Source organism: Pseudoalteromonas aurantia (genome assembly GCF_005886875.1).
In the GTDB taxonomy this organism is placed as follows: Bacteria; Pseudomonadota; Gammaproteobacteria; order Enterobacterales; family Alteromonadaceae; genus Pseudoalteromonas; species Pseudoalteromonas aurantia_A.
This window is the reverse complement of record NZ_PNBY01000046.1, coordinates 62,041-86,892: the sequence shown is the minus strand read 5'-3', so window position 1 is coordinate 86,892 and position 24,852 is coordinate 62,041. Positions and strand designations below refer to the sequence as shown.

Sequence of the window (24,852 nt, the reverse complement as noted above, 5' to 3'; positions counted from 1 at the left end):
TTTAACTATGACACACAACACATTATCAGCGGCTGATGTTCAGCCGCTTGTTTTAGACATCGTAAAAGAACAAACATGCTATTCAGAATCCGATTTACGTCTGGACCAAGCGATGGAAGAAGGCTTAGGTATTGATTCAATCATATTAGCCAGTATTGTAGATGAACTTCAACAGCTCTTTGCTTTTGACACCAAGCTTAATACAGCGAGCTTCAATACAATACAAGACTTAATTACACGTTGTGCAAATGTGGTTGTTACTGAAAAAGGTCAACAAAAACTCGCTAATCTGGGTGTTGAGCATACTGTTCAAGCAACACCTCAAGCCCCTTCTATGGATGACGCAACGTTTCAGTCAACACACCAAACAATGCGTGACTTTGTCGCTGATGGCAGCCCAGACTTATTCAGTAAAGTGAGAAAGTTTAACGATTTTTATGAGTCACAAGAGCGAACTGGTAACTTCTGGTATGGCATGCCATTGAGTTCAAAGTGTGAAAATCGCGCCACTATTTTTGATGCATACCAAAATAAAGAACGCGAATTCTTAATGTTTGCCTCTAATAACTACTTAGGCTTGGCCAACGAGCCACGTGTGATTAATGCAATTAGTGATGCGGTTAAACAATATGGCGCAACAAACACAGGATGTCGGTTGATTGGCGGCACCAACCACTTACACCTTGAACTTGAGGAACGCCTAGCACGCTTTAAGGGCCGTGAAGCCTGTATTGTTTTTCCGTCTGGTTACTCTGCAAATTTAGGTACCATCTCTGCGCTAATGGGCCCTAAAGACACCATTATCACCGATGTTTACAACCATATGAGTATTCAAGATGGATGTAAACTCTCCGGTGCCAAAAAGCGTATTTACAAACACAATGACATGGCCTCATTAGAAGAAGTACTCAAAAATTGTAGTGATACTGATGGCGGTAAACTCATCGTCGCGGACGGTGTATTCAGTATGCATGGCAACATTGTCAAACTCCCTGAAATGGTGCGTTTAGCGCGTAAATACCAAGCGCGTATACTCATTGATGATGCGCATTCAACGGGTATTTTAGGCGCGACAGGATCTGGCACCGCGGAACACTTTAACTTAAAGCATGAAGTTGACTTAGAACTTGGCACCATGAGTAAGACGCTAGCAGGCATGGGCGGCTTTGTCTGTGGCGATAAAGAAGTCATCGACTACTTACGTTTTTACGCCAATTCATATGTATTTGCGGCAACAATCCCTGCACACGTAGCAGCGGGCTTGATCCAGTGCATCGATATAATGGAAAAAGAGCCACAGCGATTAGAAAAACTCTGGAGCAACGTGAATTACCTTCACAGTGCGCTGCGTGAATGTGGTTTTGATACCGGTGACAGTGAAAGTGCCATCATTCCTATTGTGATTGGTGATGAAACGCGCACGATGGAGCTTGGCCATCACGTTCGACAGCTCGGTATGTTTTGTCAAACAGTGGTCTTTCCAGGTGTCGCAGTTGGTGATGCAAGGCTGCGGATCAGTGTGCTATCGCAACATACCAAAGAGGATTTAGACCAAGCAATAGAAATACTACTTAAAGCCGCAAAAGAAGTGGGTTTACCCGGTTTTAGTCGCTAAGGAACAGCCATGAATAACACGTTGCCAACAGCGCTACATAAGGCGCTATTTCATTGGGCTCAATCCCAACCAGAGCAGCCATTTTTATTGGCTGAACCAGTGTGTAGTTACCAACAAGCCGTAAACTATGTGAGCGCCTTGGCAACTGTGCTAGCGCCTGCTAGCCGAACCGCCATTTGGTTAGACAAAAATAATCATTATGTGCTGAGTATACTCGCCGTATTAAGCGCGGACTCAGCATATATACCTATTGATGCAAAACAACCCACGAACAGAGTGGAATTAATACTGGCTGATGGGAAGGTAGATACCTTATTGGTTGATATCGCGCATCTACAACAAGCACAGGCTGTATTGCAGGTATTTCCCCACATCAAACTGATAACTTTGGTCGATACCTATGAGACGACTTTAGAACTCACGCAGTTTGTATGGCCAGAACATATTAATACCCTCCATTGTGCACCTATCTCACACAGTAAAAAAAATGATCTCGCCGCCATTTTATTTACCTCTGGTTCAACTGGGAGACCTAAAGGTGTGCAATTGTCACTCAATAACCTGCAGCACTTTATAGATTGGAGCACGCAGTCGCTATCGCTGAGCAAACAAGACCGTTTTTTAAATATTGCCAGCTTTAACTTTGACATTAGTACCTTCGATTTATTTTCAAGTCTGAGTGTGGGCGGCAGTTTATATGTTGCAAAGGATGATGCGGCTAAACAACCACTTAATTTAGCCACAATCCTAAAAGAGCAAAAAATCAGCATTATGTACACGGTACCGTCACTACTGAGCCTGATGAACCGGATTGGTTTATGGGAGCAAGCTGCCCCATTGAGCCTAACGCACGTTATTTTTGCTGGGGAAATAATGCCAAAACCTTGCCTTCAAGCACTGGCAAGTAGTATCAAAAATTGTACTTTTTATAATTTTTACGGCCCGACTGAAACAAATGTCTGCTTGGCTTATCAAGTAACAGATAAGGATATTATAAGTGATGCGCCACTCCCGATTGGTTCTGCGATTGGCGATGCTCAGGTTTGGATGGTGGATGAAAATCACCAGCAAGTCACTCTACTTGAAGGGGCCAGTGGAGAGTTGATTGTGAAAGGGAGCTGCGTCACTAAAGGGTATTGCCATGATGCGCAGCAACAAACTAGCCACCAGCAACACATACACCACACGGGCGACATAGTGCAATTTTCGAACGGCGTTTATTATTTTCTGGGCCGTAGAGACCGTATGATAAAAGCCGCAGGCTATCGTATCGAGCTCGCAGAGATTGAAGCAAAACTCATTCAACACCCAGATATTAAGGAAGTCGCCGTTCACTTTTGTGCTCAGTCAACCAAGATTATAGTGACCTACTCACCTCAAGACAGTGAAAATAAGCCAAGCTCTTTGGCACTCAAAGCATACTGTGCTGAGCATCTTCCGGTGTACATGATCCCACATAAATTTAAAGCGTTGGCACAATTACCTAAAAATGCTAACGGCAAAATAGATTACCCAGAAATTGCAAAGGTAGACAATTAGATGACATCGTATCCCCCCACCGCCATTGCACTATTAGATTGCGCGCAACTTGTTGGATCACCAAAAGATGGGTCATTGGCTGTGCTTGAAGACCAAAAGCAGTACGCCAAATTTGCGATACCACCACTTTATCGAAATGCGATTAACCGCATGCAACTACCGCTACTAGAGCTTAGTCACAATTTAGTCGAATCTCACCGCTGCACCATAGATCAAGACCGTACCGATGTGATCTTATGCACTCATGCTGGTACAGATCGCCAATTGGCAAATCATTATCGTGTTACCGCTAACGCTATGCTCAGACAGTTAATGACCCTAAGTAGTGGACAAACAGCTGAGCAGCTTAACAAATTGCTACCAACACAGTTTACGAGTAGTCACGATAAGGTCGGTGAAATGGCAACCACAATGGCCACCCGAATAGCGCAAAACTGTAAATTAACTGGTCGAGCGTTTGCAATTGAAGCTGGAAATCATAGCTTCTGTCAAGCTATCGCTTTAGCGTATGACAGTTTGACAACTAACCAAGCCCAGTCAGTATTAATTGCCATCGCCAATGACACACCGGAGCATTCGTCGACACAGCGTTTGGCCGCCAGTGTCATACTATTAAAGCGCTGTGATCAACCCATTGCACAGGCAAAAGGCTATCTTGCTAATGTATCAACATGTAAACGGGATGCACTTCCAGCGCATGCAAGCTCTGAGGGAGCGAACTCTCTTGTGCTATGTAATCCTTGCTCAGCATCGTTAACTGAGCAACTTAAAACCACCCTAAATACACATAATATTGAATTGGATCCGCGCGCTAATATATTGCCTGAAACGGGCATTGTCTGTGGCGCTCTGGTACTTAATAACTGGCTAAAAAAACCCAACCACCAAATCCAAGCATTGTTTTCTAACATCCCTGATACTCAAACCGCTATGTCCTTTGCGATTAGTCGTGAGTTTAAAACCACTGAATATCAAGAAAAAAGCACCGTGGTGCTGTGTGACAAACAGATATGGTTAGCAAATCGTTTGGGTGCGTCCGCTTTCTGGCAAGGCTTGACAGACCAAAAAGGAGGAATATCTCCCCTGCAACATGACCGCTATGCTGCTGGTACACTCTTTCATCCCCATGGTGCACAGCATGACAATTATTATTGCCATGCTACTGCTAAACTCAATGCTGATGAACTAGATTTACTTGCACAACCACAGCCCAAAGAAGTATTGGCACATACACTTAAACAGTGGCAAACCCTTAATTTACCAAAGTACTGCAAATCAATGGTGATCACGGCAACAAATCTAGGGCCATTTATAGAGCGTCGTAAATTACTGGCGACCAAATTACATGCTCTCTACTCACAGTGTAGTGAGATATTAGGAACAGGTAGTAGCCCTGCTCACATATGCCTACAACAATGGCAAGCGCAATTTAATAAAGATGCGCTCAGTGAAGACTTTCAGGCCAGCAATTTAAGCAATCAGATTGCTGCACATTTTGAACTCAATGATTGTCAGCATCTTGCAATAGAAGCTGCTTGCGCCGGCTCTATTGCGGCACTTGATTGTGCAAAAAATGCCATTTCAAGTGGCCGAATCGATGTGGCAATCGTCGCGGCGATCGAACTCCCTGCTAATTTACATGATCTAAGTTTATGCTCTAGCCAACAAATGTTATCCCACGATGTTATTGCCACATTTTGTGAGTCGGCAGACGGTTTTACACCGGGTGATGGATGTGCATTGGTGATCCTCACAAAACACCCATTTGCTAGAAAATACCACTGGTCTGTGCTCGCAGAGCTCAACGCGATTGGTTCAAGCACACTGAGTAAATCAATGATTGCACCTAATAGTGAAGGGCAAATCCACGCAATGGATCATGCTTTTTCACAAACACCAGTGAAACCCGCGCACGTTGAATTTGTTGAAACTCACGGAACGGGCACCGCAGTTGGTGATGCTGTCGAAGTGGCTGCCATTTCGTCAGTCTATGGCCCGCGGCAGCAACATACTTTGAAGTTAGGTGCACTAAAAACGCAGTTTGGACACACCTTTGCGGTCGCGGGATTAGCCAGTGTTATTAAAGTGATGCTGAGCTTTGAACATGGCCAAGTCCCAAGTAACTTAATCAGAGGTGAATTACGCAGTGATTTACAGTTATCACAATTAGGCTACGACCCAATGCATGATGAAAAAACCTACATAGCCCCTAAGGGAATGCGTCATGCCGCCATTAATGGCTTTGGCACAGGCGGCGTCAATTACCACGTGATCATGAGCGACTTTGCTCAATAAAAGTAAAGCGCAAGGAAATAATTATGAATTTTGATTTTACCGAAAAACAACAACGTATAGCCGATCAAGCAAAACAGATAGCACAAAAACTCGACTTAGAAGATGTTGTGCAGCGCGACTTAGCCGGCACATTTTCAAAGCCTCTATTTAGACAACTTATTAACCAAGGCGTGGGTAAATGGTTGCTACCTAAAAGCATGAAAGGCTATGATCTTAATGCTCTTGAGCTAACGGCGGGTATTGAATCATTGGCAGAGCACTGCGAAGATTCAGGGCTAATTTTTGCATTATCAGCCCATTTATGTGCTTGCATTCATCCTATTCGCGCTTTTGCCTCCTCAGAACAACAAGCGCAGTGGTTACCCAAAATTACCAATGAAGCCTGGATTGGCACACATGCCATTACAGAGCCTCAAGCAGGGTCTGACATCTATGCCATGACCACTAACGCACAAAAGAGCGAAGACGGATTCGTACTTAATGGCCATAAAGACTATATCACTAATGCACCGGTTGCAGATTTCATCGTCGTACACCTCAGAACAGAAGACCGTGGTAATTACTTCGATTACTCCACTTTTATTCTGCATTCACATGAATATGGTGTCTCACTCGCAAAAGCGCCACACAGCAAATCTGGGCTTCGCACTACAGCTATGGGTGACATTCATTTTAATGACTGCCAAGTTCCTGAAGACGCGCTAATTGGTCGCCTAGGTGCTGGTGCGCCTATCTTTCAAGTTTCAATGGAATGGGAACGTGTTTGCTTGTTTGCGCTGTACCTTGGACAAATGAAACGACAATTACAAAAAACCGCACATTACGTAAGCGAACGCCAGCAATTTGATGCGCCATTATCCAGTTATCAAGCCGTGCAACATCAATTGTGCGACATGTATTTCAACTATGAGACTGGCCGCCTACTTTTATATAAAGCCGCGTGGTCACTTGATAAAGGCGACATGTCTGGGGTTGCCAGTAGCTTAGCCAAAATTTCTATTTCAAACGCAGCAATTAGCAACGGCCAAACCGCCGTGCAATTGCATGGCGCGCAAGGCGTGATCAGCGGTGATATAGAACGCATGCTGCGAGACGCTATGCCTAGCGCTATTTTCTCCGGCACCTCTAATGTGCTTAAAAACAATATCAGTACAGCGCTTATTAAACGCTTAAAAGCTCAGTGGATTTAAGGATATAAGTTATGCAAATTCGAATCGGACAAGAAATATTAAGCCGTGAAGCGTTACTAGACAGCGCTGGGTTACTGGTAGAGTTTTCAAAAGCCAAAGGTGATATGCTGACGTGGCAAAAAGATGAACAGCAACACGATGTTATCGACTTAGTTGGTGGCTTTGGCAGTACATTGCTCGGCCACAACCATCCTGAACTTGTGCAAACTATGCAACAACTGCTCAGTGCAGACCGTCCAATGTGGGTACAAGGCGCACAACGTCCCATGGCGCAGCAATTGCGTACTGTATTGGCTGATAAGCTTTATTCAGAGACACAAAAGCAGTATCAAATCGTGTTGTTAAATACTGGAACGGAAGCCGTAGAAGCGGCTTTAAAACATGCGCAATACGAATACTTTCAACGTATCAATGATGCACAAAAAAGCTGCGCGCAGAACTGGCGAGAATTAGAGATACGCTTGGCGACCAATCACATAGAGTTGAGCGATGACTTCTTTTATGAGTGTGAACGTTTACTCGAACAAGAGCCTATTGAAACCCTAGATGAACTAAAGTCTGCCATTGAGTTTCGTAATCAACATGCTTTTAATCTACCGAGTAAAGTCGCAGCTTTCAAAGGTGCATTTCACGGAAAAACACGGGGCAGTTTAGCCACAACTTATAACCGTGATGCTCGCTTACCTTTCATAGCGAATAACCCTGACGCCACTTTCATTGATGATGCTGATGAATTTGCAACCAAAATAGATACTTGGCAAAGCCATTATTGGTATATCGAATTTTCGCCGCTGCGACTGGTTAAAAAGCCCATTAATCAATTAGCCGCCGTGATCTACGAACCAATTCAAGGGGAAGGCGGCGTCGTACCGCTTTCAGCTTCACATAATGCATTATTGCGCCATATTAAAGCACAATACCCAAGTACTGCGATCATTGCCGATGAGATCCAGTGCGGCTTAGGCCGTACCGGTGTATTTTTGGAAAGTATCGCCAATGAGACCCCCAACGACTATATTACGCTCGCTAAATCACTTGGCGGTGGTCTGTGTAAAATATCTGCCCTTGCTGTCGAGAATAGTCGCTATCACAACGAATTCAGTATGCTACATAGCACAACATTCTCTGATGATGACTTAAGCAGTGCCGTGGCATTAAAAACCTTAGCACTACTTGAACGTGACGATATAAAACTCAAAACAAAGCAACTTGGCGAACATTTTCTCTGCGCGTTTAATCAGTTAGCTCAAGACTACCCTGATATGATCACCCAAGTACGCGGCAAAGGTTGTATGCTTGGGATCGAGCTTGCGTCATTTGCCGATCACCCCAGTGCCACCATCTCTAATTTAGACTGTGAAAATGTACTTTCAATGGCCATTGCAGGGTATTTACTGCACAAACACCATATTCGTGTGTTGCCTTCCTTGGGTAAGCGAAAAGTATTAAGAATGCAGCCCTCAGGATATTTTGATAGTGCACAAATAATCAAAGTAGTAGATGCTTTTCGACAGGCCTTTGATTTAATTAGAAGCCACCAAGTAGCCCCTTTGCTTTCACATTTGATTCACAGTGAACTGGCATTGACGCCATTTAGCAAAATAATGAATCATCCTCAACGTGACGATCCAATAGCAACAGGGGTAGATAAAGTCGCCTTTATTAGTCATCTTATCGACCAAGATAGCCTTAACGAGATTGACCCTGGTTGGGACGTGTTTGATGAGTATGAACAAGAAGAGCTCAATCAACATATATTGCCCGTTACACTGCCCAGTATTTTGGCACGCAGACTCGTTACATCAAGTACCGGTAAACAAATTGAATTGGTCTTATTTGGTATTCAAATGGATGCCGAAAGCATTGAAGCAGACAGACGCTTTAATCAGGCTAAAATCATTCGCTCACACGTGCATGAAGCGTATCGACTGGCCCGAGAAGAAGGCTGTAAATTAGTTGGATTCGGAGGCTACACCTCTATTGTTACTAATAACTGCTGTGATTTTACGTTTAATACACCTGCCGCAACATCAGGGAATGCGTTAACCGTAGCAGCCAGTATTAACACTATTTTAAGTAGCGCTGAGCGCCATGGTATTGAATTGTCAAAAGCGACAATTGCTGTCTGTGGGGCCGCTGGCAACATAGGTCAAGTTCACAGTGCAGTACTTGCCAAGTACTGCCAGTCATTGTTACTCATTACCCGTGCAGGCAGCACCAGTAACATGAATAAGACGTTGGACATTATTTGTGAGAATTTATATCAAGCAGTTGATCAGCAGCAAACTGGCGGTCAGCTTCTTAAGGTATGCCGTGATTGGCTTGCACCTCGCCTAGGCTCAGAAGAACCGCATGTCCTGATCAGGGAACTCAAAAGTATTTTACTTGCCCGACAGTTACTCGTCGTCAGTGATCAATTTGATACCTGTAAAACAGCCGATGTCATTGTCAGTAATACCAGCAGTCCAACAACAGTCTTTACGCCCAACTACATCGCACAACACAAACCAGTGCTGATAAGTGATGTAGCAGTACCAAAGGATGTCCCAGAAGACATTGTTTTAACTCGTCCGAATGTCAAATTGATCCGCGGTGGCGTAGTGAACTTATCTCATAATCCAAACTTTACCTTACCAGGCATGTTACTGCCCAGTGGACAGGTTTATGCCTGTTGTGGCGAAACCATGTTACTGGGTTTAGCCGGCACCTTTAGTCATTTTAGTATGGGCGCATTAACCTGCTCTCAAGTTGAGCAAGTACAAGCATTAGCATTAATTCATGGCTTTGAACTGGATCAGGAGAAACCGCAAAATGACGTCTTGCAAGCCGCTAGCTGATCTGGTTTCTGAGTGTATTGAGTTAGCAAAACTCGTACCGTCATCTCACAACTGTCAGCCATGGCAGGTGCAATGGTACGCGCAAAGCGTGCCATTTGATGGGCGTTTACAAATTGGGTTTGACCCAGACAATATTATTAACGCACTGCCAGCATTACAGAATGAAATGTGGATGAGTCTTGCCGGGTTCAGTGCCGTATTGATAAACCTGTTTGAGGCCACGGGGATCACATGCGTGGTATCGAGCCCCATTACGTCAGGCACAAACAATGCGACCTGTGAGCACCCTTACATATTAGAAGCACAGTTAACATATCAGCCTGAGCGTATAAACCTCGCTCGGTTTAATCAAATTAAGTCGCTGTTGGCGCAACGTTATACCTATCGAGGAGCACTCACTGGAAACAAAAAACTGGCGGCTCATGACCGTATTTTGTCTACGGTGCTTTGGCATAGTCCGCACATTGAATGGCAAAGTATAGAAGGTGATAAACACCTAAAAACGGCTGAGTTAGTGGCGCGCTTTGCCAGCCAAGACTTTAAACATGCCAAAGCATGGCAAGAAACTTATGCATTTATTGATTTTTCTGAAACGCCCAATAAAGAGGCTGAGCGAGGCTTTAACATCCAACAACTGATGGGGCCTATGTCATTGATTAAGCGCAGAGCGCACCAACTGTTACTCAATCCACTATCGATGAGAGTGCTCGCTAAACTCGGTGTTGCAGATAGCATGGCACAGGCATTGAGCCAGCTTACTGCCCAAAGCAGCCAGATAATTTGTCTGTGCCAAAAAAGCACGCAAAGCACCTTTGATTGGTTATGTGCAGGTCAAAAAATGATTGAAATGTGGCTTCAAGCCACGGCACAAGGCCTTGCGATTCACCCTCTGAGTGTTCTATTGCAACACCCAGAAGCCAAAGCTGCATTACACGAGCAGTTAGGTAAAGAGCATCACCCTCTGTTTATCGCTCGCGTTGGCAAAAGTGATGCAGACCCAAAATTCATCGCCCAATTTAGATATCGCGCTGCATTACCGCGCATATTAAAACAACACTAAAAGGACCATTATGAAACAACTTGCTTTTCTTTTCCTTTGCTTTGCCTCATGTGTTAGTGCAGCAAAGACAGATTTACCACTCGGTAAATGGATAGACAGTGCGGAACGTATTTTACGGGCGAAAACCTCCGCATCGGTCCTAAAAATGAACATTAATAAAGCTGAATACCAAAGAGATTTTACCCTCCTGGTACTCACCGATGACCGTGATGAAGCGCAAAAGGTAATGGTACGCATGCTGGGACCTGCTTTATGGCGTGGCAATATGACTTTAAAAGTCGATGAGCGAATTTCATTCTTTGAGCCGCGAAATAAACGCACCACGGTCATGAGTAGTTCAATGCTTGCTTCAAGTTGGATGGGCAGCCACTTCAGTAATGATGATTTAATGCGCGAAACAGATCTCGCGCAACACTATGCCTATAGTGCCCAAAAAGCATGGGACAAAGACACCCGTAATTATCACCTTGTTGAGCTTACACCACTGCCTTCTGCACCGGTCGTGTGGGGCAAAGTACTATATACGCTTTACATCGAAGAGGGCCGAGTCTACCCAGAGCAAGTCACCTACTTTCGCCGCAAAGACGACCCGCAACCAGAACGTACTCTCACTTATTCCGATATTAAAAATATGGATGGGATGAAAGTGCCGACCATGATGGAAATGCGCGTCACTGATAAACCAGATGAATACACACGTATGCATTATCAGAAAATAAAATTTAACACCGACCTTGCAGCCAGCAAGTTCTCTGAACAAGCATTTTTGTAAGGAAATAAAATGGGACTATTTATCAGACTCGCGTGGCGTAATTTGCTCCGAAATAGAAAAAGAAGCACCGTAACAGCGCTTGGTATTACCCTTGGAATTGGCTTTTGTATTACAACGTTGGCCATCATGGATGGGTTAAGCCACGACTTGATCACCGGCACCACGGCTGGGCAAGTGGGTCATATGCAAATCCACCAAAAAGACTACTTAGCCAAACGTCAGTTACAACAAACCATTACCAATAATGCTGAATTATTACAAAACGTACGTCAAAACACGCAAATTAGTGCCGCTGCGGCTCGAATATACAGCTTTGGTTATTTAAGCAAAGAGAATAAATCAGTTGGCGTTAGCCTGTTTGGCGTACAACCAGAACACGAAAAGCACGTCACAACATTGGCAGAGCAAATGACCAGTGGCACATTTTTGAGCGCTCCAACGCCATGGCCGCTCGGCCAAGCATTGAACGAGGAACAAAAACAACTAGATGAGCAACTTACCGCGCAAGCGGTAGCCGAGGCGTTTGCTGAACTGGACGGGCTATTTTTAGACAATACCTCAACACAGCAGCAAACCAATCAACTCATTGATACCCTAGCGCCATTACCAGATGTTCCCCCTAAAGTTATTTTAGGTGTGAAGCTTGCAAAAAACCTCCAGGCGGATGTCGGTGATATTGTGACACTTCTGTATGAAACCTCGTTAGGGGCACAGCAATCATTACAACTTGAAGTGGCTGGCACCAGCCGTCAAGGTACTGACTTAATAGACCGAACTCGAATTGTATTTCACCTACAAGATTTGCAAAAGCTATTACAACTACCTGATCAAAGTCATGAGATTGCGATTAAAACACAAGACTTAGCGAATATCTCGCTGCTCAGCGATGCAGTATCTGACACTATATCAGTGCAAAGGCAAGAACTAAGTGTACAAACTTGGTCTCAATTGCGACCGGACATTCTGGCATTGATTCAATCAAACCAAGCATTGATGGGCACCTTAGTATTTATCATTTTCCTTATTGCGGGTGTTGGTGTGATGAACGCAATGCTAGTCAGTGTGATGGAGCGTCGCAAAGAGCTTTGCCTTCTCAAAGCTCTGGGATTAAAAGGCAACAATGTGGTCTGGCTGGTCACGGTAGAAACCCTCATGTTGACTTTTGTCGCATCCATTGCCGGACTAATCATGGGCATCGCACTGGGGAGTTATTTACAACAGTACGGCTGGGATATCAGCCAATTTGGTGAGTTTAGTCTTGCAGGTGTAGGCATGACCAGCGCACTAAAGGCTAAACTCACACTAGATAATTTGCTCACACCTGTTGTCGTGATGTTCGTCATTGCATTATTAGCCGCCTTATACCCTGCTCTATCAGCAGCTCGACTAATCCCAGCACAAGGAATGAGAAGCGCATGATCCACAAGCTCGCATTACGAAATTTATTAAGAAATAAACGACGTTCATCTCTCACTTCGGTGATCATTGTATTCGCATTTAGCATGATGATTTTATTTATGGGTCTGTCCGATGGTGGACATAAAGCCATGATTGATATCGGTGTAAGAATGGGTCTAGGTCATATTATTGTGCAACATGACTCTTACAGTGACGACCCTGCTTTACAGCATTTAATCGCAGAACCAGAGCAATTAGTTGCACAAATAAAACAGCAGCATCCCACACTCACTGCCGTGACACGATTACGGGTAGATGCATTAATTCAAGCAGGACGACATGGTGTAGCGCTTACAATTTCAGGCGTACAACCAAACAAAGAAAGCCAAGTGTCTGCAATCGCAGATCAAAAAGCCATTATTGCAGGGAAAACACTGGCTCAGTTCACCAATGATCAACATATGCAGCGACTCAGCGGTATCGTCATTGGTGAAACATTAGCAAAAAACCTGGAAGTGCGTATTGGTGACACCGTAACCATCACAGCAAAACCTGCCAGTGGTGCCGATCTTGCGCGCTCTGCATTTATGGTTGCTGGCATCTTTAAGACGGGTCTACATGAGCTAGACACCTTTTGGGCTGAAGTGCCCTTAATATCGTTACAAACCCTGTTAGAAGTGCCAAATTATGCCAGTCAAATTGCATTGTACAGTCAAGCAAACCCAGAAACGTTGGCCGTCATAACACAACAGCTAAAAACTGCTTTTAACAGCTATGATGTGCAACCTTGGCAAACAGCCGCTCCAGAGCTCTATTCTGCGGTCACTCTTGATGCCGCTGGCATGTACTTGCTGATGTTAATCGTCTACATAGTGGTTGCTGTTGGGATCCTCAATACCGTATTGATGTCTACTTTTAGACGCCAAAAAGAATTTGCCATGATGATAGCTTTGGGTTCTCGTGCCAGCACGGTCTCTAAGGTCGTGTTATTAGAAGCGGTTTATCTCAGCGCTTTTTCACTCTCTATAGGGCTTGCGCTTGGCCTATGGGGTCATTATCACTTCGCAACAGAAGGGCTCAACTTTAAAGAGGTCTTTGGCACAGCGATGGAAGCGGGAGGCGTATTGTTACCTGAAAAATTCTACTCCATTGTTGATACCAGCAAGCTGACTTTAAGTGTGCTGTTTGTCTTCCTACTGACCATTATTGTTACTCTGATCCCTGCTATTCGTGCAGGTCATCGTTCACCACTTGCCGCAACCCAAGATGCCTAAAGGAATAACTATGATTAAATTAACCAAAATAAATAAAATCTTCGCTGACAAACACCAGTCTTTTCACTGTTTAAAGGACATTGATTTATCCATTGGCCAAGGTGAGTTTACCGTGATTGCAGGACCATCAGGATCAGGTAAATCAACCTTACTGAATATTATGGGTATGTTAGATAAACCCACTTCTGGTAATTACCTTTTTGATGAAAAAGACGTCGCGCAATTTAGCAGCAATAAACTAGCCGATATTCGTCGAGATAAAATTGGCTTTGTATTTCAAGCCTATAACTTAATGCCCGTTCTGACCGCATTAGAAAACACCGAAATGATCATGGAGTTCTCAGGGGTAAGCAAAAAAGAGCGTAAACAACGTGCCATTGAAACGCTAGAAGCTGTCGGGTTAGGTGAATTTAAAAATCGCTTCCCAGCACAACTGAGTGGCGGTCAACAACAACGGGTTGCCGTCGCCCGTGCTATTGCCGCACAGCCCTTGTTGGTGATTGCTGATGAACCAACCGCTAACTTAGATTCTCAATCTACCGAGAGCTTACTCGACCTTATGGTCTCTCTTAACGAAAAACTGGGGATCACCTTTATCTTTAGCTCACATGATCCTCGCGTTATCGAACGCGCACATCGTGTTATACACCTGCAAGATGGAAAGGTTATACGAGATGAACAGCTGGCTGATATGAGCGCAGGGCACCCTCAGGCTGCAATGTCATCGTGATTAAAAATGTACTTATTAGCGCCTGTATTGTAATACAGGCATCCTGCTTGGCATTTGAAGATGACCTCGACATGTTACTCGGTGAAGCGCCTGCTAAGCAGCAGACGTGGTCTGGAGTATTTGAGGCTAATTTACTCGTACTGGATGGTCAAACACAATCCGCAATAGGCACTAACCAGTTCGCTCGATTAGAGTCCTACACACAGTTATGGCAAGGCCAATGGGTGAACCATGCTCAAATTGACTTTGACTATATTAATCATGGCTGGGCATTGCCGATGTTTGTGCGCCCAGACGTTGCCGACCGCGCGGTCGATTTAGAATGGCAAGATATTCAAAGCCACCACCAATGGCATACACAGCTAGACTGGAGCTATTGGCAACGCAGTTTTGCTAATAGTAGTCTCACAGTGGGCAGACAGCCTGTTACTTTGGGGCTCGGCCGCGTGTTTTCTCCAACGGATCCGCTCGGTGCGTTTAATGTCTTTGACTTAGACAGGCTCTATAAAAGTGGGGTAGATGCCATTAAATATGACTATTTCCTCACAGGCTCGGTGCAAACACAAAGTATTGCTACGGTAAATAACCATGATCATCTGCAGCTACTACAAACAATTAAAGGCAGTTTAGCGCAAGGTGTTTGGTTAGTTACGCTCGCCCACAGAGAAGAGCAAAACTATATTTCCGTCAGTGCGCAACATTACATTGCAGGGCTTGATGTTGATGGCTATACCGAATATCTATATGGCAGCCTGTCCAACACCAGTGAAACGGTATTCAAACAAGACTCGCATCAACGTATGTTGCTGGGGATCAGCACTAAAATGGGTGCAAATGGGACACTTGCGATTGAGTGGTTACAACAAACACTCGCGGCCAATACTCAGTCCGATTACACCCTATGGCAACAACGTTACAAGCGCAGCAATATAACAAATCTGGGCATTGCAAAGCGCTATTTAGCCGTGTCTTATGCCGATGAGTGGAACGACCTAACGCGCTACGAGTTACTCGCAATGCAAAACCTCGTCGATGACCACATTAATGTTTCTGCCGTGATCACCCACTCTGCAAGCGACAATCTGCAACTGCGGTTTGCGCTGGCTTATACCCCCTCTTCGGGGCCAATTAACAGTGAGTTTGAGCAGTTTTCTGACCTTGTTCAACTCGGTATTCGTTATTATTTTTAGGGCTAAATAATGCAATTATCCACTTTAAAGAAACTTATTTTTGACAAGAACATCTTTGCGTTTTTACGCTTAGGAAAGCAAGTAGACACCGTATACCGCACCAGTTTTGTCACCGCGGCTAATTCTAGTGGCCTGTTAAATAGCTTAAATCAAGGGGAACAGAGCCTGATCCAGCTACAACAACAGCTCACTATCGATGATACCAAACGTGATGCACTAGAAGCTTGGCTAGAATGCGGTGTTCGCTTGGGTGAATTAGGGTTCCGATCTGGACGTTATCGGCTTAAAGGTAAACTCAGCCGCCATTTAGCCAAACAAGAAAATCAAATCGCTGCCGCTATGTTTGAAGAGGCCATTCGCTATCATTACGATGCGCTGCTTAGCGCGCCAGTGCGAATGAAACAAGACAAGGCATATCAGCTATCAGATCAAGACGGTAAGGTGATCGCGCAATCATCGCAAATATTAGAGCCATTCGTCGAAGAAGCCATTGAGTGGAGCCTAAAACACACGCAACCCAAAGCGATTTTAGAAGTCGGCTGCGGCGCTGGAAAATACCTCGTGTATTTGCGTGATCGGTTATCAAGTAGTGAAATCACCGCGATTGATTACCAAGCCGATGTCGTTGCACAAGCAAATCAAACCCTACTACAGAATAATATTAAAGACATTGATTTACGTCATCAATCGTTCTTCGACATGCAGGGAGAGTCACTCTATGACTTAATCACTTTGCACAATAATATTTATTACTTCACAGCAGAACAGCGTCAAACGGTACTCACCCAAGCTCATAAATTACTTAAACCCGGTGGCCAGCTATTAATGACCACCAGCTGCCAAGGTGGTAGCAGTGCCATCACGGCGTTAAACCTGTGGTTTAGTTTAAGTGATGTGGGCGGAGCCCTGCCAGAGGTAGAGCAACTAAAACAGTCACTTGGGCAATCAGGGTTTGTTCATGTAAACAGTAAACGATTAATGCCGGGTGAAAGCTATTTTGCATTTTTGGCACAAAAATAAGTCATACTTCGCGTAAGGATATACACATGACAGTCAATTCTCTGGCTATTGGACAACCACTCAATAATGGGATTATTCATTTTGATAGCCAACAAGCCGCTTCTGTTGAACAGGTTGGCGGAAAAGGCGCATCTTTATGCGCGATGCATAGTGCAGGACTCCCTGTCCCGATTGGTTACTGTATCACAGTCAATTTATTTGAAGAGTTTTTACAGCAAACTCAACTTCTGAGTCGATTTGACCCAAGCAAAGGGGTTACGGAGTGGCGCGCATTAGCAACCGCCATTACCACCGTGGCAATGCCTAAGCAAATCGCAGCACAGATAAGCAATGCCAGTGCGCTATTAATAGGCCCTGTCGCCGTGCGCTCCTCTGCAACAGATGAAGACAGTGATAGTCATTCTTTTGCGGGTCAGCATGTAACTAAGCTGGCGGTTGAAGGCACTGACAATGTACTAGAAGCCGTTAAAGCATGTTGGGCTTCGGCCTTTAGTGAAGCGGCTTTTCAATACCGTCAAACAACTGGGCACACAACCGATATTCCTAAAATTGCTGTCGTTGTACAACAAATGCAATTTGGCGATGCATCTGGGGTTGCGTTTGGTCAACACCCCACAACCTTTGCAAAAAACGCCTTTGTTATCGAAGCTTGTTATGGTCTATGCGAAGGCTTAGTGTCAGGACAAGTAAGTAGCGATAGCTATGAAATTGATAAGCTCAAGGGCGAGCTACTTGCCCATACAGTTCAGTTAAAGCAGCATCAAATTGTACATATCGACGGCGCCATAAAAAAACTCGCTGTCCCCCCTGCTTTACAAAATGAGCAAGTGCTTAATCATATTGCCCAGCAATCTCTATACAGTGTATTGCGTCAAGTAGAGTCTTATTATGGCTGTCCTCAAGATGTAGAGTGGACTCTCAGTGATGGAAAAGTTTGGCTTTTACAAAGCCGCCCCATTACAACAAAAAACACCAAAACTGATCCTTTCTACTTAGGTAATAAATCAGAACATGTGCAAAAAGACATTCTCTGGTCTCGCATGGATATTGGCGAAATATTTACGGGTCGAATGACGCCATTGGGCCTATCGTTCGCGCACTATTACCAAACACATGTTCATATTGATTGTGGTAAAAAACTCGGGTTACTTGATTTAGGTGAAGCGAACGAAACCATCGCCTATCATAAAGGCCATGTGTACTTAAATGTGTCTTATACCGCTTGGCAACTAGCTCAAACACCGGTTGGCGCAGATCAAACTCCATTTTTAGCGCGCTTTAGCAGTGAAGCCATTGATTTAACCGATTACGAGAACCCGTATGGTGCCAAACATAGTCACCCAAATATGACCCCAAAACAATGTCTTCGCTATTGGATAAAGCAAAACGTCAAAGAGCTATTTCAGGCAAAGCGCAGAGCAAAGTCTATGATCACCTCACGCTATCAAGAGTTTGATAGAGTGCAAAGCCAAGACATCACAACACTGTCTCATGACGAACTACGCTACGAGCTTGATCATTGCTTAAACTACTTCAAAGCAATGCACGAGGGTTACTTACCATATTATATCAACGCGTTTGCATGTTATGGCTTACTTGAGGAGCTCAGTGCAAAATGGTTAGGTGACAAAAGTAAACATCTACAAAATAAAATCAAAGGGGACATGTCTAACCTGAGAACCGTTGCCAGCGCACAAGAACTGTGGCAATTGTGTAAAGTGCTCAATGCATGGCCGCAAGTCAAAGATGTGTTTACCAATAAAGACCTTGCCAACATTGAAGACTTCCTTAACTCAACACCACTTGGGATCCGCTTTAGCAATGGGCCTCTTGCTGAGTTTATGCGTGACAATGGTGTACGTGGGCGTGAAGAAATGGAGCTCACTCACCCTCGATGGTTAGATGACAGAACCTACGTACTGCAAATGATTAAGTTGTATCTGAAACAAGGCTATGAAGTGGATGATGCCTTAGTTGAACAAACACAGAAGCAGCAAAAAATTAGCGATGAGCTACTCAATGAATTGAGTTGGACCCAGCGCTTTACGATTAACCGTGTCATCTCTTTGTATTCTGGTTGCGCCAAACTGCGTGAAGAAACACGCATGAGTATGACCACCTCAATTTGGCTCGTTCGTCGAGTGGTGTATGAAGTCGCTAGACGATTAATTGAACAATCACTTTTGAGCAGCTTTGACAATGTGGCGTATCTCGACTTTGAAAATGTAATTCAATACTTAAATAACACCATTACCGCTGAGCAGCTCACCGATTCTCAGCTTATTAGTAAAAATCGTGCTCAATACCAACAATGGCAAGCGCAAGCTGAACCCCCTCTGACATTTATTGGAAAACCGAGTAGCCAACCTGATCTCATTTTTGATCCCAGTCTCACTTCATTGAAGGGTCTTGCGACATCAGAAGGCTTTTGCCGCGCACGTGCTTGCGTGATCACTGATTTAGCTTCACAAGCCGGTGAATTTAAAAAAGGCGATATTTTGATTGCCCCCTTCACCGATGCCTCTTGGACTCCGCTGTTTGCATTGGCGAGCGCCGTAGTCACAGACATAGGTTCAATGCTCTCTCATAGTTCAATTGTTGCCAGAGAGTTTGGCATACCTTGTGTGGTGAACACCCACCATGCAAGCGCCTTAATAAATACTGGCGACATTGTCACTGTCGATGCCCATAAAGGTTTAATAATTGTAAATAAGGAAGATTAAATGCCTGTTATTATTGATAAAATAAAACTTAAATCAGAAGAACACCGAGCTAATTTTGAACGTTGGGTAAAAGAAACTGATTATATCGCGTGCCATGATCTACACACCGTACAGCGCTTTGTAGTCAGTAAAGTAAACGGTCAAGATTACGACTACGTCGAGGTCGTTTCTGTTAGCTCATTGACTGATTTTGAAGCTGAAACCCAAACACCGTTGTTCCAATCATTGATTGTACAATTTACGCAAATGGCTGAAGTAGTAGAAACCATTCACGGCGATGAACTCTTGCCTGGCTATCAGTGGTGATAGTCTAGCATGCTTTCTCATTTAACAGCTTCAACAAACAGTGACGTATATGCTGTGTACTTGCCGCAACTGATGTTGCGGCTTAAGGTCCCTGCAATACAACAACAACTTATGTCAAATTTGAGCGCTGATGAGTTAGCAACTTACCATAACTTTATATACAAAAAGCCAGCACTTAGCTGGCTTGGCGCTCGACTTGCGGCAAAGTGGTTACTTAAAAAATACCAATGTCACAATATCACAACCAAACAGCTGTCTTTGGTTAAAAATACCCAAGGAGCCCCCTTTTGCGCCATATCGGGTCAGCCCATTGGGATTAGCCACACATCAGATTTAGCCATAGCAGCGTTGAGCGAGTCACCTTTTGGCGTAGACACAGAACATCAAAGTCGTTTTGATACAGCCCCAGAACCGTGGTTTTCAAAAGATGAACTTTCACAGGGTGACGTACAAGTAATACCCAGCGCCACACAACTATGGTGCTTCAAAGAAGCGCTATACAAAGCCGTTGGCACAGGTCCATTTGTGACATTCTGCCAAACAGTGCGTATTAGCGCTTGGCACACCAACCGAGTCATCATTGCGACAAACCCATACACTGAGTTGACGCACTGGCGTCGCCACACATGGCAGCTACACAACCATGATATTTTATTGACAGAACCTATTTATGACTGATCTAACCCACGATTTTTTAAAAACTATTCAGCACTTTGAAACAACGCTTGGCGACCCCACAAATGAACAAAGCGAGATTAATTTCGTCCGCTCTGTAACCCTGGACGAAGCACAAGCTTTTCCTGATGACTATATTCATTATTTAAAGGACATCGGTTACTTCTCATACTTTGTTCCTACCGAAATGGGTGGGAAACTTCATGAGCTTTCAGAGCTACTGTTGCTCTGTAGAACGCTATCTCGGCGAGATTTAACGGCAGCCATTGCTACTGGGCAAACCATGCTTGGTGCTTTGCCTGTATGGTTATGTGGCGATCAAACACAAAAAACCTTGCTAGCAGAACATATTCTTCAGGGTCATTTAGGGTGCCTAGCACTTACTGAAAAACGTCATGGTAGTAACCTACTGGCGAGCGAGGTAAGTGCAACAGAACACGCCGATGGCTATCAGCTCAATGGCGAGAAATGGCTGATAAATAACGCAACTCAAGGTCACACTATGACTATTTTGGTGCGTAAATACGATCATAATCAGCGCGAGTCATTAGCGGTATTATTGCTTGATAAAACCTGTATTAAAGACTTCGAAAACATTGAAAAGATCAATACTCATGGGATCCGCTGTGCCGATATAAGTGGGATCCGCTTTCGCAATACACAGGTCCCAAAATCCGCAATAATTCAAACGAATGAACCGGGTATGTATGGCGTATTAAAAGCACTGCAAATTTCGCGTATTTTGTGTGCAGGGTTTTCCTTAGGGGCATTCGATACCTGTCTCAGGTTAACCTATGACTTTGCTAAATCACGGACACTATATCAAAAAACCGTATTAGATATGCCAACCGTTCAACAAGGGCTTGGCCGCAGCTTCGCTAAGTTGCTGGTGGCTGAAATGGTTTCTTTAGCCAGCAGTAAAACCCTAAATTATGCCGGAAAAAGCTTGAGTGTCTACTCTGCAAGTTGCAAATACTGGGTACCCAAAACCACAGAGCTTGCTATTGACGAGCTTAAAGTCATTTTAGGCGCTCGATATTATTTACGTGATGAGTATCAAGCGGGCATGTTCCAAAAAATGCAAAGAGACAACGCGGTGGTTTCTTTATTTGATGGCAGTAGTCAATTAAACCTCGGACTTATTTCATCACAAACGAATGCAATTGCGAGCAAGCTACTAGATAACCCATGTGTACACCCTGATATAGCAGCTTGGTTTGACTTAAACACGGCAACATCACTCAGTACAATAAGCAGTGCGATGTTAAGCGTAAGCAATATGGGGCAAGACCCTGTTTTAGCATCATTCTTAGCGATAACAGAACAGCGTCAATTTGATACATTAGATGCAAACCTGCAATCCGTGTTACATACCCTAAAACAGCATATTTTAAGTTGGTGCGACACAATACAAACATTACAACACAACGAGCAAAATGAACCGGCAAGCGTGGTAAGGTTCGCAGCCACTAAGCAATATACGCAACTATTTGCTACCAGCTGTTGTGCACTGTATGTCATTTTTAACCCATCACACCCCCTCCTTGGTCAATCTGATATTGCGCAAGACTTGTTAACAGTAATACTAGATGATAGCGATTTATGGGTACCGAGTAGTGCATTACTGAGCACGTTAGACACACAACACCAAAATCAATCTATGTACTCATTGTTAGCACTGCCTAAATAATATCAGTACCCACTTTTACTGACGGCTTAGTGGCCATAATACATTACGCACTTTGGCAGGGAGACCTGCCTATTGAACCTCAGCTCTGAATAAGCGGATTTGCCCAATAAAGCTATTTTTCTCACTCTCGGCGTTGATTTCATTTGTAATAGCCCCCTATTACTGCATAAAAGCGCCTTGTATTGAGCAAAATATCATCATTGGATTGTATGTAAGTTTGTTTTCAAAATATTTTCTATTCCAAAACCCTTATCTAAACCTGAGGTTATTTACTTCTCTCATACAGCTTTGCTAAAGTCGACACACCTTTAATTACTCAAAGACTCAAATGAAAATTGTGCTTGCATTATTAGCTGTGATTGCTTGGCAATCAGTGGCGTTACCTGAAAAAATTGTGCTGTTTCGTCATGCGGAAAAAATGACGGGGAATAACCCACACTTAACTGATAAAGGGGTCAAGCGCGCAAAAAAACTGGCTGTCATGCTCGCACCTTATAAACCAACCTCTTTGTTCAGTACCCGTTACTACCGCACGCAACAAACAATAACACCTCTAGCCGAACACACAAAGTTAACCGTTTTACCTTACAACCCACGCGAGTTACCCGCGTTCGCCGAGACATTACGCAGTCTGTCTGGCACCATTGTGGTTGCAGGTCACAGTAATACAACGCCAGAACTCATCGCACTGCTCAGCGGCCACGTAACACACATCAGTGAAACAGAATTTGATAAAGTATTTGTATTAACGCCCACGAAAACGCCCAACACGTTACACTGGCAACTAGACAGGTTGTCATCCAATTAGCAGCTATTTACTACAACCTTGCTAAAAACCATTGACTTAAGATCGCACCGGCTAAATGGCCTCACTCATAGAGTATATCAATAATGATCTGCAACCCTTTAGCAAGCATGTCGGGTGATTGCCCTGCAAAACCTAATCGAATATGCGTGTATTGAGATGCATCACCGCGCAATGATCGCATACTGTGTTCAAAATAGAATTCACTTTGCGTTTGCACATAAACCCCGCTTAACTTTGCTTTCTCTTTTAATTGGTTAACATTTACCCCCATATCAACCCACATCGCCATACCGCCATCGGGTTTGTCATAACGAACAGGATAACCTTGCGCCTGATATGCTTGCAGTAACCTATCAAGGTGTTGATAGTTGTTCTTATATAATTTTGTCATGCGTTTGGCATGACGTTCAAAACCACCTTCTTTCATCCACTGTGCAACGCCAAGCTGAGTCAGTACGTCATTTTTATGATTTACCAGCTGTTTGAGTGCGGTTAGTTGCGACATAATCGAGTCACTACACACAATGTAACCAAGGCGAGCGCCCGCAAACATTAGCTTTGAAAATGTCGCGACATAAATCACAATGCCCGCAGGGTCATCACTGGCCATAGGGGCGATAGGCTGGCAACGATAATGAAATTCATGGTCATAGTCATCTTCAATGATGGCCACCCCATGCTCATAACACAATTGATATATTTGCATACGCCGAGTCATAGAGAGCGTCACAGTGGTTGGATATTGATGTAGCGGTGTTAAATACAGCAACTTAATTGGATGGGCCCTTAATTGTTTCGCTAAGTCTTCAACACACAAACCGTATTCATCTTGACGAATATCAACCAGAGTCGCCCCGCATGCAATAAATGCTTTACGTGCTGGCGGATAACCCAGTGTCTCGACCGCAATACACGCACCTTGAGCTATAAATGCTTTTGCAATAAGAAATAAGGCCTCTTGAGAACCATTACAAATCAAGAGTTCATTGGCTACTAAGCCCCGAGCTTTTGCTAAATAGGCGGTGATCTGCGCTTTAAGATCTGGCACACCCGACACCTCTCCATAATGGAGTAAACGGGTGTCTAAGCGTTGGCATGCGCTCCCCAACGCACGTTTAAATTCATCAAATGGAAACTCCGCCAGATCAGGTAAGCCGCCTGCAAAATTATAGCGGTAGTCAGACAGTGATAAAGAAGCCTGCGCTGCATAGACGATTGGCCAGTTAAAATTTCGCGTTTGATAGCGTTCAGTCACGGCAACAGTTCGATGCTTTGAAAGCGTCAAATCCGGACGCAGGCTGCTGTCTATAGGTAAGCTATGAGTCACTCTATAACCGGACCTTTCTTGTGACTCAAGCCATCCCTCTGCGACCAATATTTGTAATGCATTCATTACGGTATGTCGATTTAACGCATATGCTTGAGCCATAGTTCGTGCTGAGCTCAACTTCATACCTGGGCTTAGCTCACCGGTTTTAATCGCACGCCTAATCGCCATTGCTAATTGTAAATAACGTGCGGGCCCATCGCTACAAAACGCCACTGGAATTGGATTCATTGGTCTATTATTTATACCATATTAAGTTTAATTTACTATACCAAAAGCAACCGAGAAAACCACTTAATGCTCCCAATCAGCCGCCTATCTGGTCTAGCTAGTTTATTAAATCTGGTTGTATTAATTAAACCAAAAAAACGTAATTTACGCTTATCCCCCCAGATAAGGAATA

The 24,852-nt window shown here is 44.1% G+C and carries 18 protein-coding genes; 17 read left to right on the top strand and 1 reads right to left on the bottom strand.

Annotated features, from left to right (window positions below; genetic code table 11):
* Window positions 1-7: 7 nt before the first annotated feature.
* From CWC18_RS10365 to CWC18_RS10285, 17 genes are all read left to right on the top strand, one after another.
* Window positions 8-1,615 carry an aminotransferase class I/II-fold pyridoxal phosphate-dependent enzyme gene (locus tag CWC18_RS10365; protein ID WP_138592365.1) on the top strand — a complete coding sequence of 536 codons (1,608 nt, stop codon included), beginning with the start codon at window positions 8-10 and terminating at the stop codon, window positions 1,613-1,615.
* A 9-nt stretch (window positions 1,616-1,624) separates the two neighbouring features.
* Window positions 1,625-3,154 carry an AMP-binding protein gene (locus CWC18_RS10360; protein ID WP_138675217.1) on the top strand — a complete coding sequence of 510 codons (1,530 nt, stop codon included), beginning with the start codon at window positions 1,625-1,627 and terminating at the stop codon, window positions 3,152-3,154.
* A complete protein-coding gene (locus CWC18_RS10355) occupies window positions 3,155-5,449 on the top strand; it encodes a polyketide synthase (protein WP_138592363.1) in 2,295 nt (764 codons plus the stop codon).
* A 23-nt stretch (window positions 5,450-5,472) separates the two neighbouring features.
* Window positions 5,473-6,639: an acyl-CoA dehydrogenase family protein gene (locus tag CWC18_RS10350; RefSeq protein ID WP_138675216.1), complete on the top strand. Its 1,167-nt coding sequence runs from the start codon at window positions 5,473-5,475 to the stop codon at window positions 6,637-6,639.
* An 11-nt stretch (window positions 6,640-6,650) separates the two neighbouring features.
* Window positions 6,651-9,476 carry an aminotransferase class III-fold pyridoxal phosphate-dependent enzyme gene (locus tag CWC18_RS10345; protein ID WP_138675215.1) on the top strand — a complete coding sequence of 942 codons (2,826 nt, stop codon included), beginning with the start codon at window positions 6,651-6,653 and terminating at the stop codon, window positions 9,474-9,476.
* Complete coding sequence (locus CWC18_RS10340) at window positions 9,451-10,536, top strand: nitroreductase (protein WP_138675214.1); 1,086 nt, start codon at window positions 9,451-9,453, stop codon at window positions 10,534-10,536. Before CWC18_RS10345 ends, CWC18_RS10340 begins: the two co-directional genes overlap by 26 nt.
* A gap of 10 nt (window positions 10,537-10,546) precedes the next feature.
* A complete protein-coding gene (locus CWC18_RS10335; RefSeq protein WP_138592359.1) occupies window positions 10,547-11,308 on the top strand; it encodes an outer membrane lipoprotein-sorting protein in 762 nt (253 codons plus the stop codon).
* Between the two features lie 9 nt (window positions 11,309-11,317).
* Window positions 11,318-12,727: an ABC transporter permease gene (locus tag CWC18_RS10330; protein ID WP_138592358.1), complete on the top strand. Its 1,410-nt coding sequence runs from the start codon at window positions 11,318-11,320 to the stop codon at window positions 12,725-12,727.
* On the top strand, window positions 12,724-13,980 hold the full coding sequence (locus CWC18_RS10325) for an ABC transporter permease (RefSeq protein WP_138592357.1): 1,257 nt from the start codon (window positions 12,724-12,726) through the stop codon (window positions 13,978-13,980). The genes CWC18_RS10330 and CWC18_RS10325 overlap by 4 nt, the downstream gene beginning before the upstream one ends.
* Before the next feature lie 10 nt (window positions 13,981-13,990).
* Window positions 13,991-14,710, top strand: a complete 720-nt coding sequence (locus CWC18_RS10320; protein ID WP_138592356.1) for an ABC transporter ATP-binding protein — start codon at window positions 13,991-13,993, stop codon at window positions 14,708-14,710.
* 47 nt (window positions 14,711-14,757) lie between these two features.
* The gene (locus CWC18_RS10315; protein WP_249348245.1) at window positions 14,758-15,900 is read left to right on the top strand and encodes a hypothetical protein; all 1,143 of its coding nucleotides are present in this window, start codon (window positions 14,758-14,760) and stop codon (window positions 15,898-15,900) included.
* Between the two features lie 9 nt (window positions 15,901-15,909).
* Window positions 15,910-16,920, top strand: coding sequence for a class I SAM-dependent methyltransferase (locus CWC18_RS10310; protein WP_138592354.1), 1,011 nt, complete (start codon window positions 15,910-15,912; stop codon window positions 16,918-16,920).
* A gap of 26 nt (window positions 16,921-16,946) precedes the next feature.
* Window positions 16,947-19,643 (top strand): PEP/pyruvate-binding domain-containing protein, encoded by a 2,697-nt coding sequence (locus CWC18_RS10305; protein WP_138592353.1) that lies wholly within the window; start codon window positions 16,947-16,949, stop codon window positions 19,641-19,643.
* Entirely contained in the window at window positions 19,644-19,949 is a 306-nt protein-coding gene (locus CWC18_RS10300) for a RedY protein (protein WP_138592352.1), read from the top strand.
* A gap of 9 nt (window positions 19,950-19,958) precedes the next feature.
* Window positions 19,959-20,627 (top strand): 4'-phosphopantetheinyl transferase family protein, encoded by a 669-nt coding sequence (locus CWC18_RS10295; protein ID WP_138592351.1) that lies wholly within the window; start codon window positions 19,959-19,961, stop codon window positions 20,625-20,627.
* Entirely contained in the window at window positions 20,620-22,314 is a 1,695-nt protein-coding gene (locus CWC18_RS10290; RefSeq protein ID WP_138592350.1) for an acyl-CoA dehydrogenase family protein, read from the top strand. The genes CWC18_RS10295 and CWC18_RS10290 overlap by 8 nt, the downstream gene beginning before the upstream one ends.
* 328 nt (window positions 22,315-22,642) lie before the next feature.
* Entirely contained in the window at window positions 22,643-23,122 is a 480-nt protein-coding gene (locus tag CWC18_RS10285; RefSeq protein ID WP_249348244.1) for a histidine phosphatase family protein, read from the top strand.
* Between the two features lie 61 nt (window positions 23,123-23,183).
* Here CWC18_RS10285 and CWC18_RS10280 read toward each other — a convergent pair whose 3' ends face one another.
* Window positions 23,184-24,680: a PLP-dependent aminotransferase family protein gene (locus CWC18_RS10280; RefSeq protein ID WP_138592349.1), complete on the bottom strand. Its 1,497-nt coding sequence runs from the start codon at window positions 24,678-24,680 to the stop codon at window positions 23,184-23,186.
* Window positions 24,681-24,852: the final 172 nt, after the last annotated feature.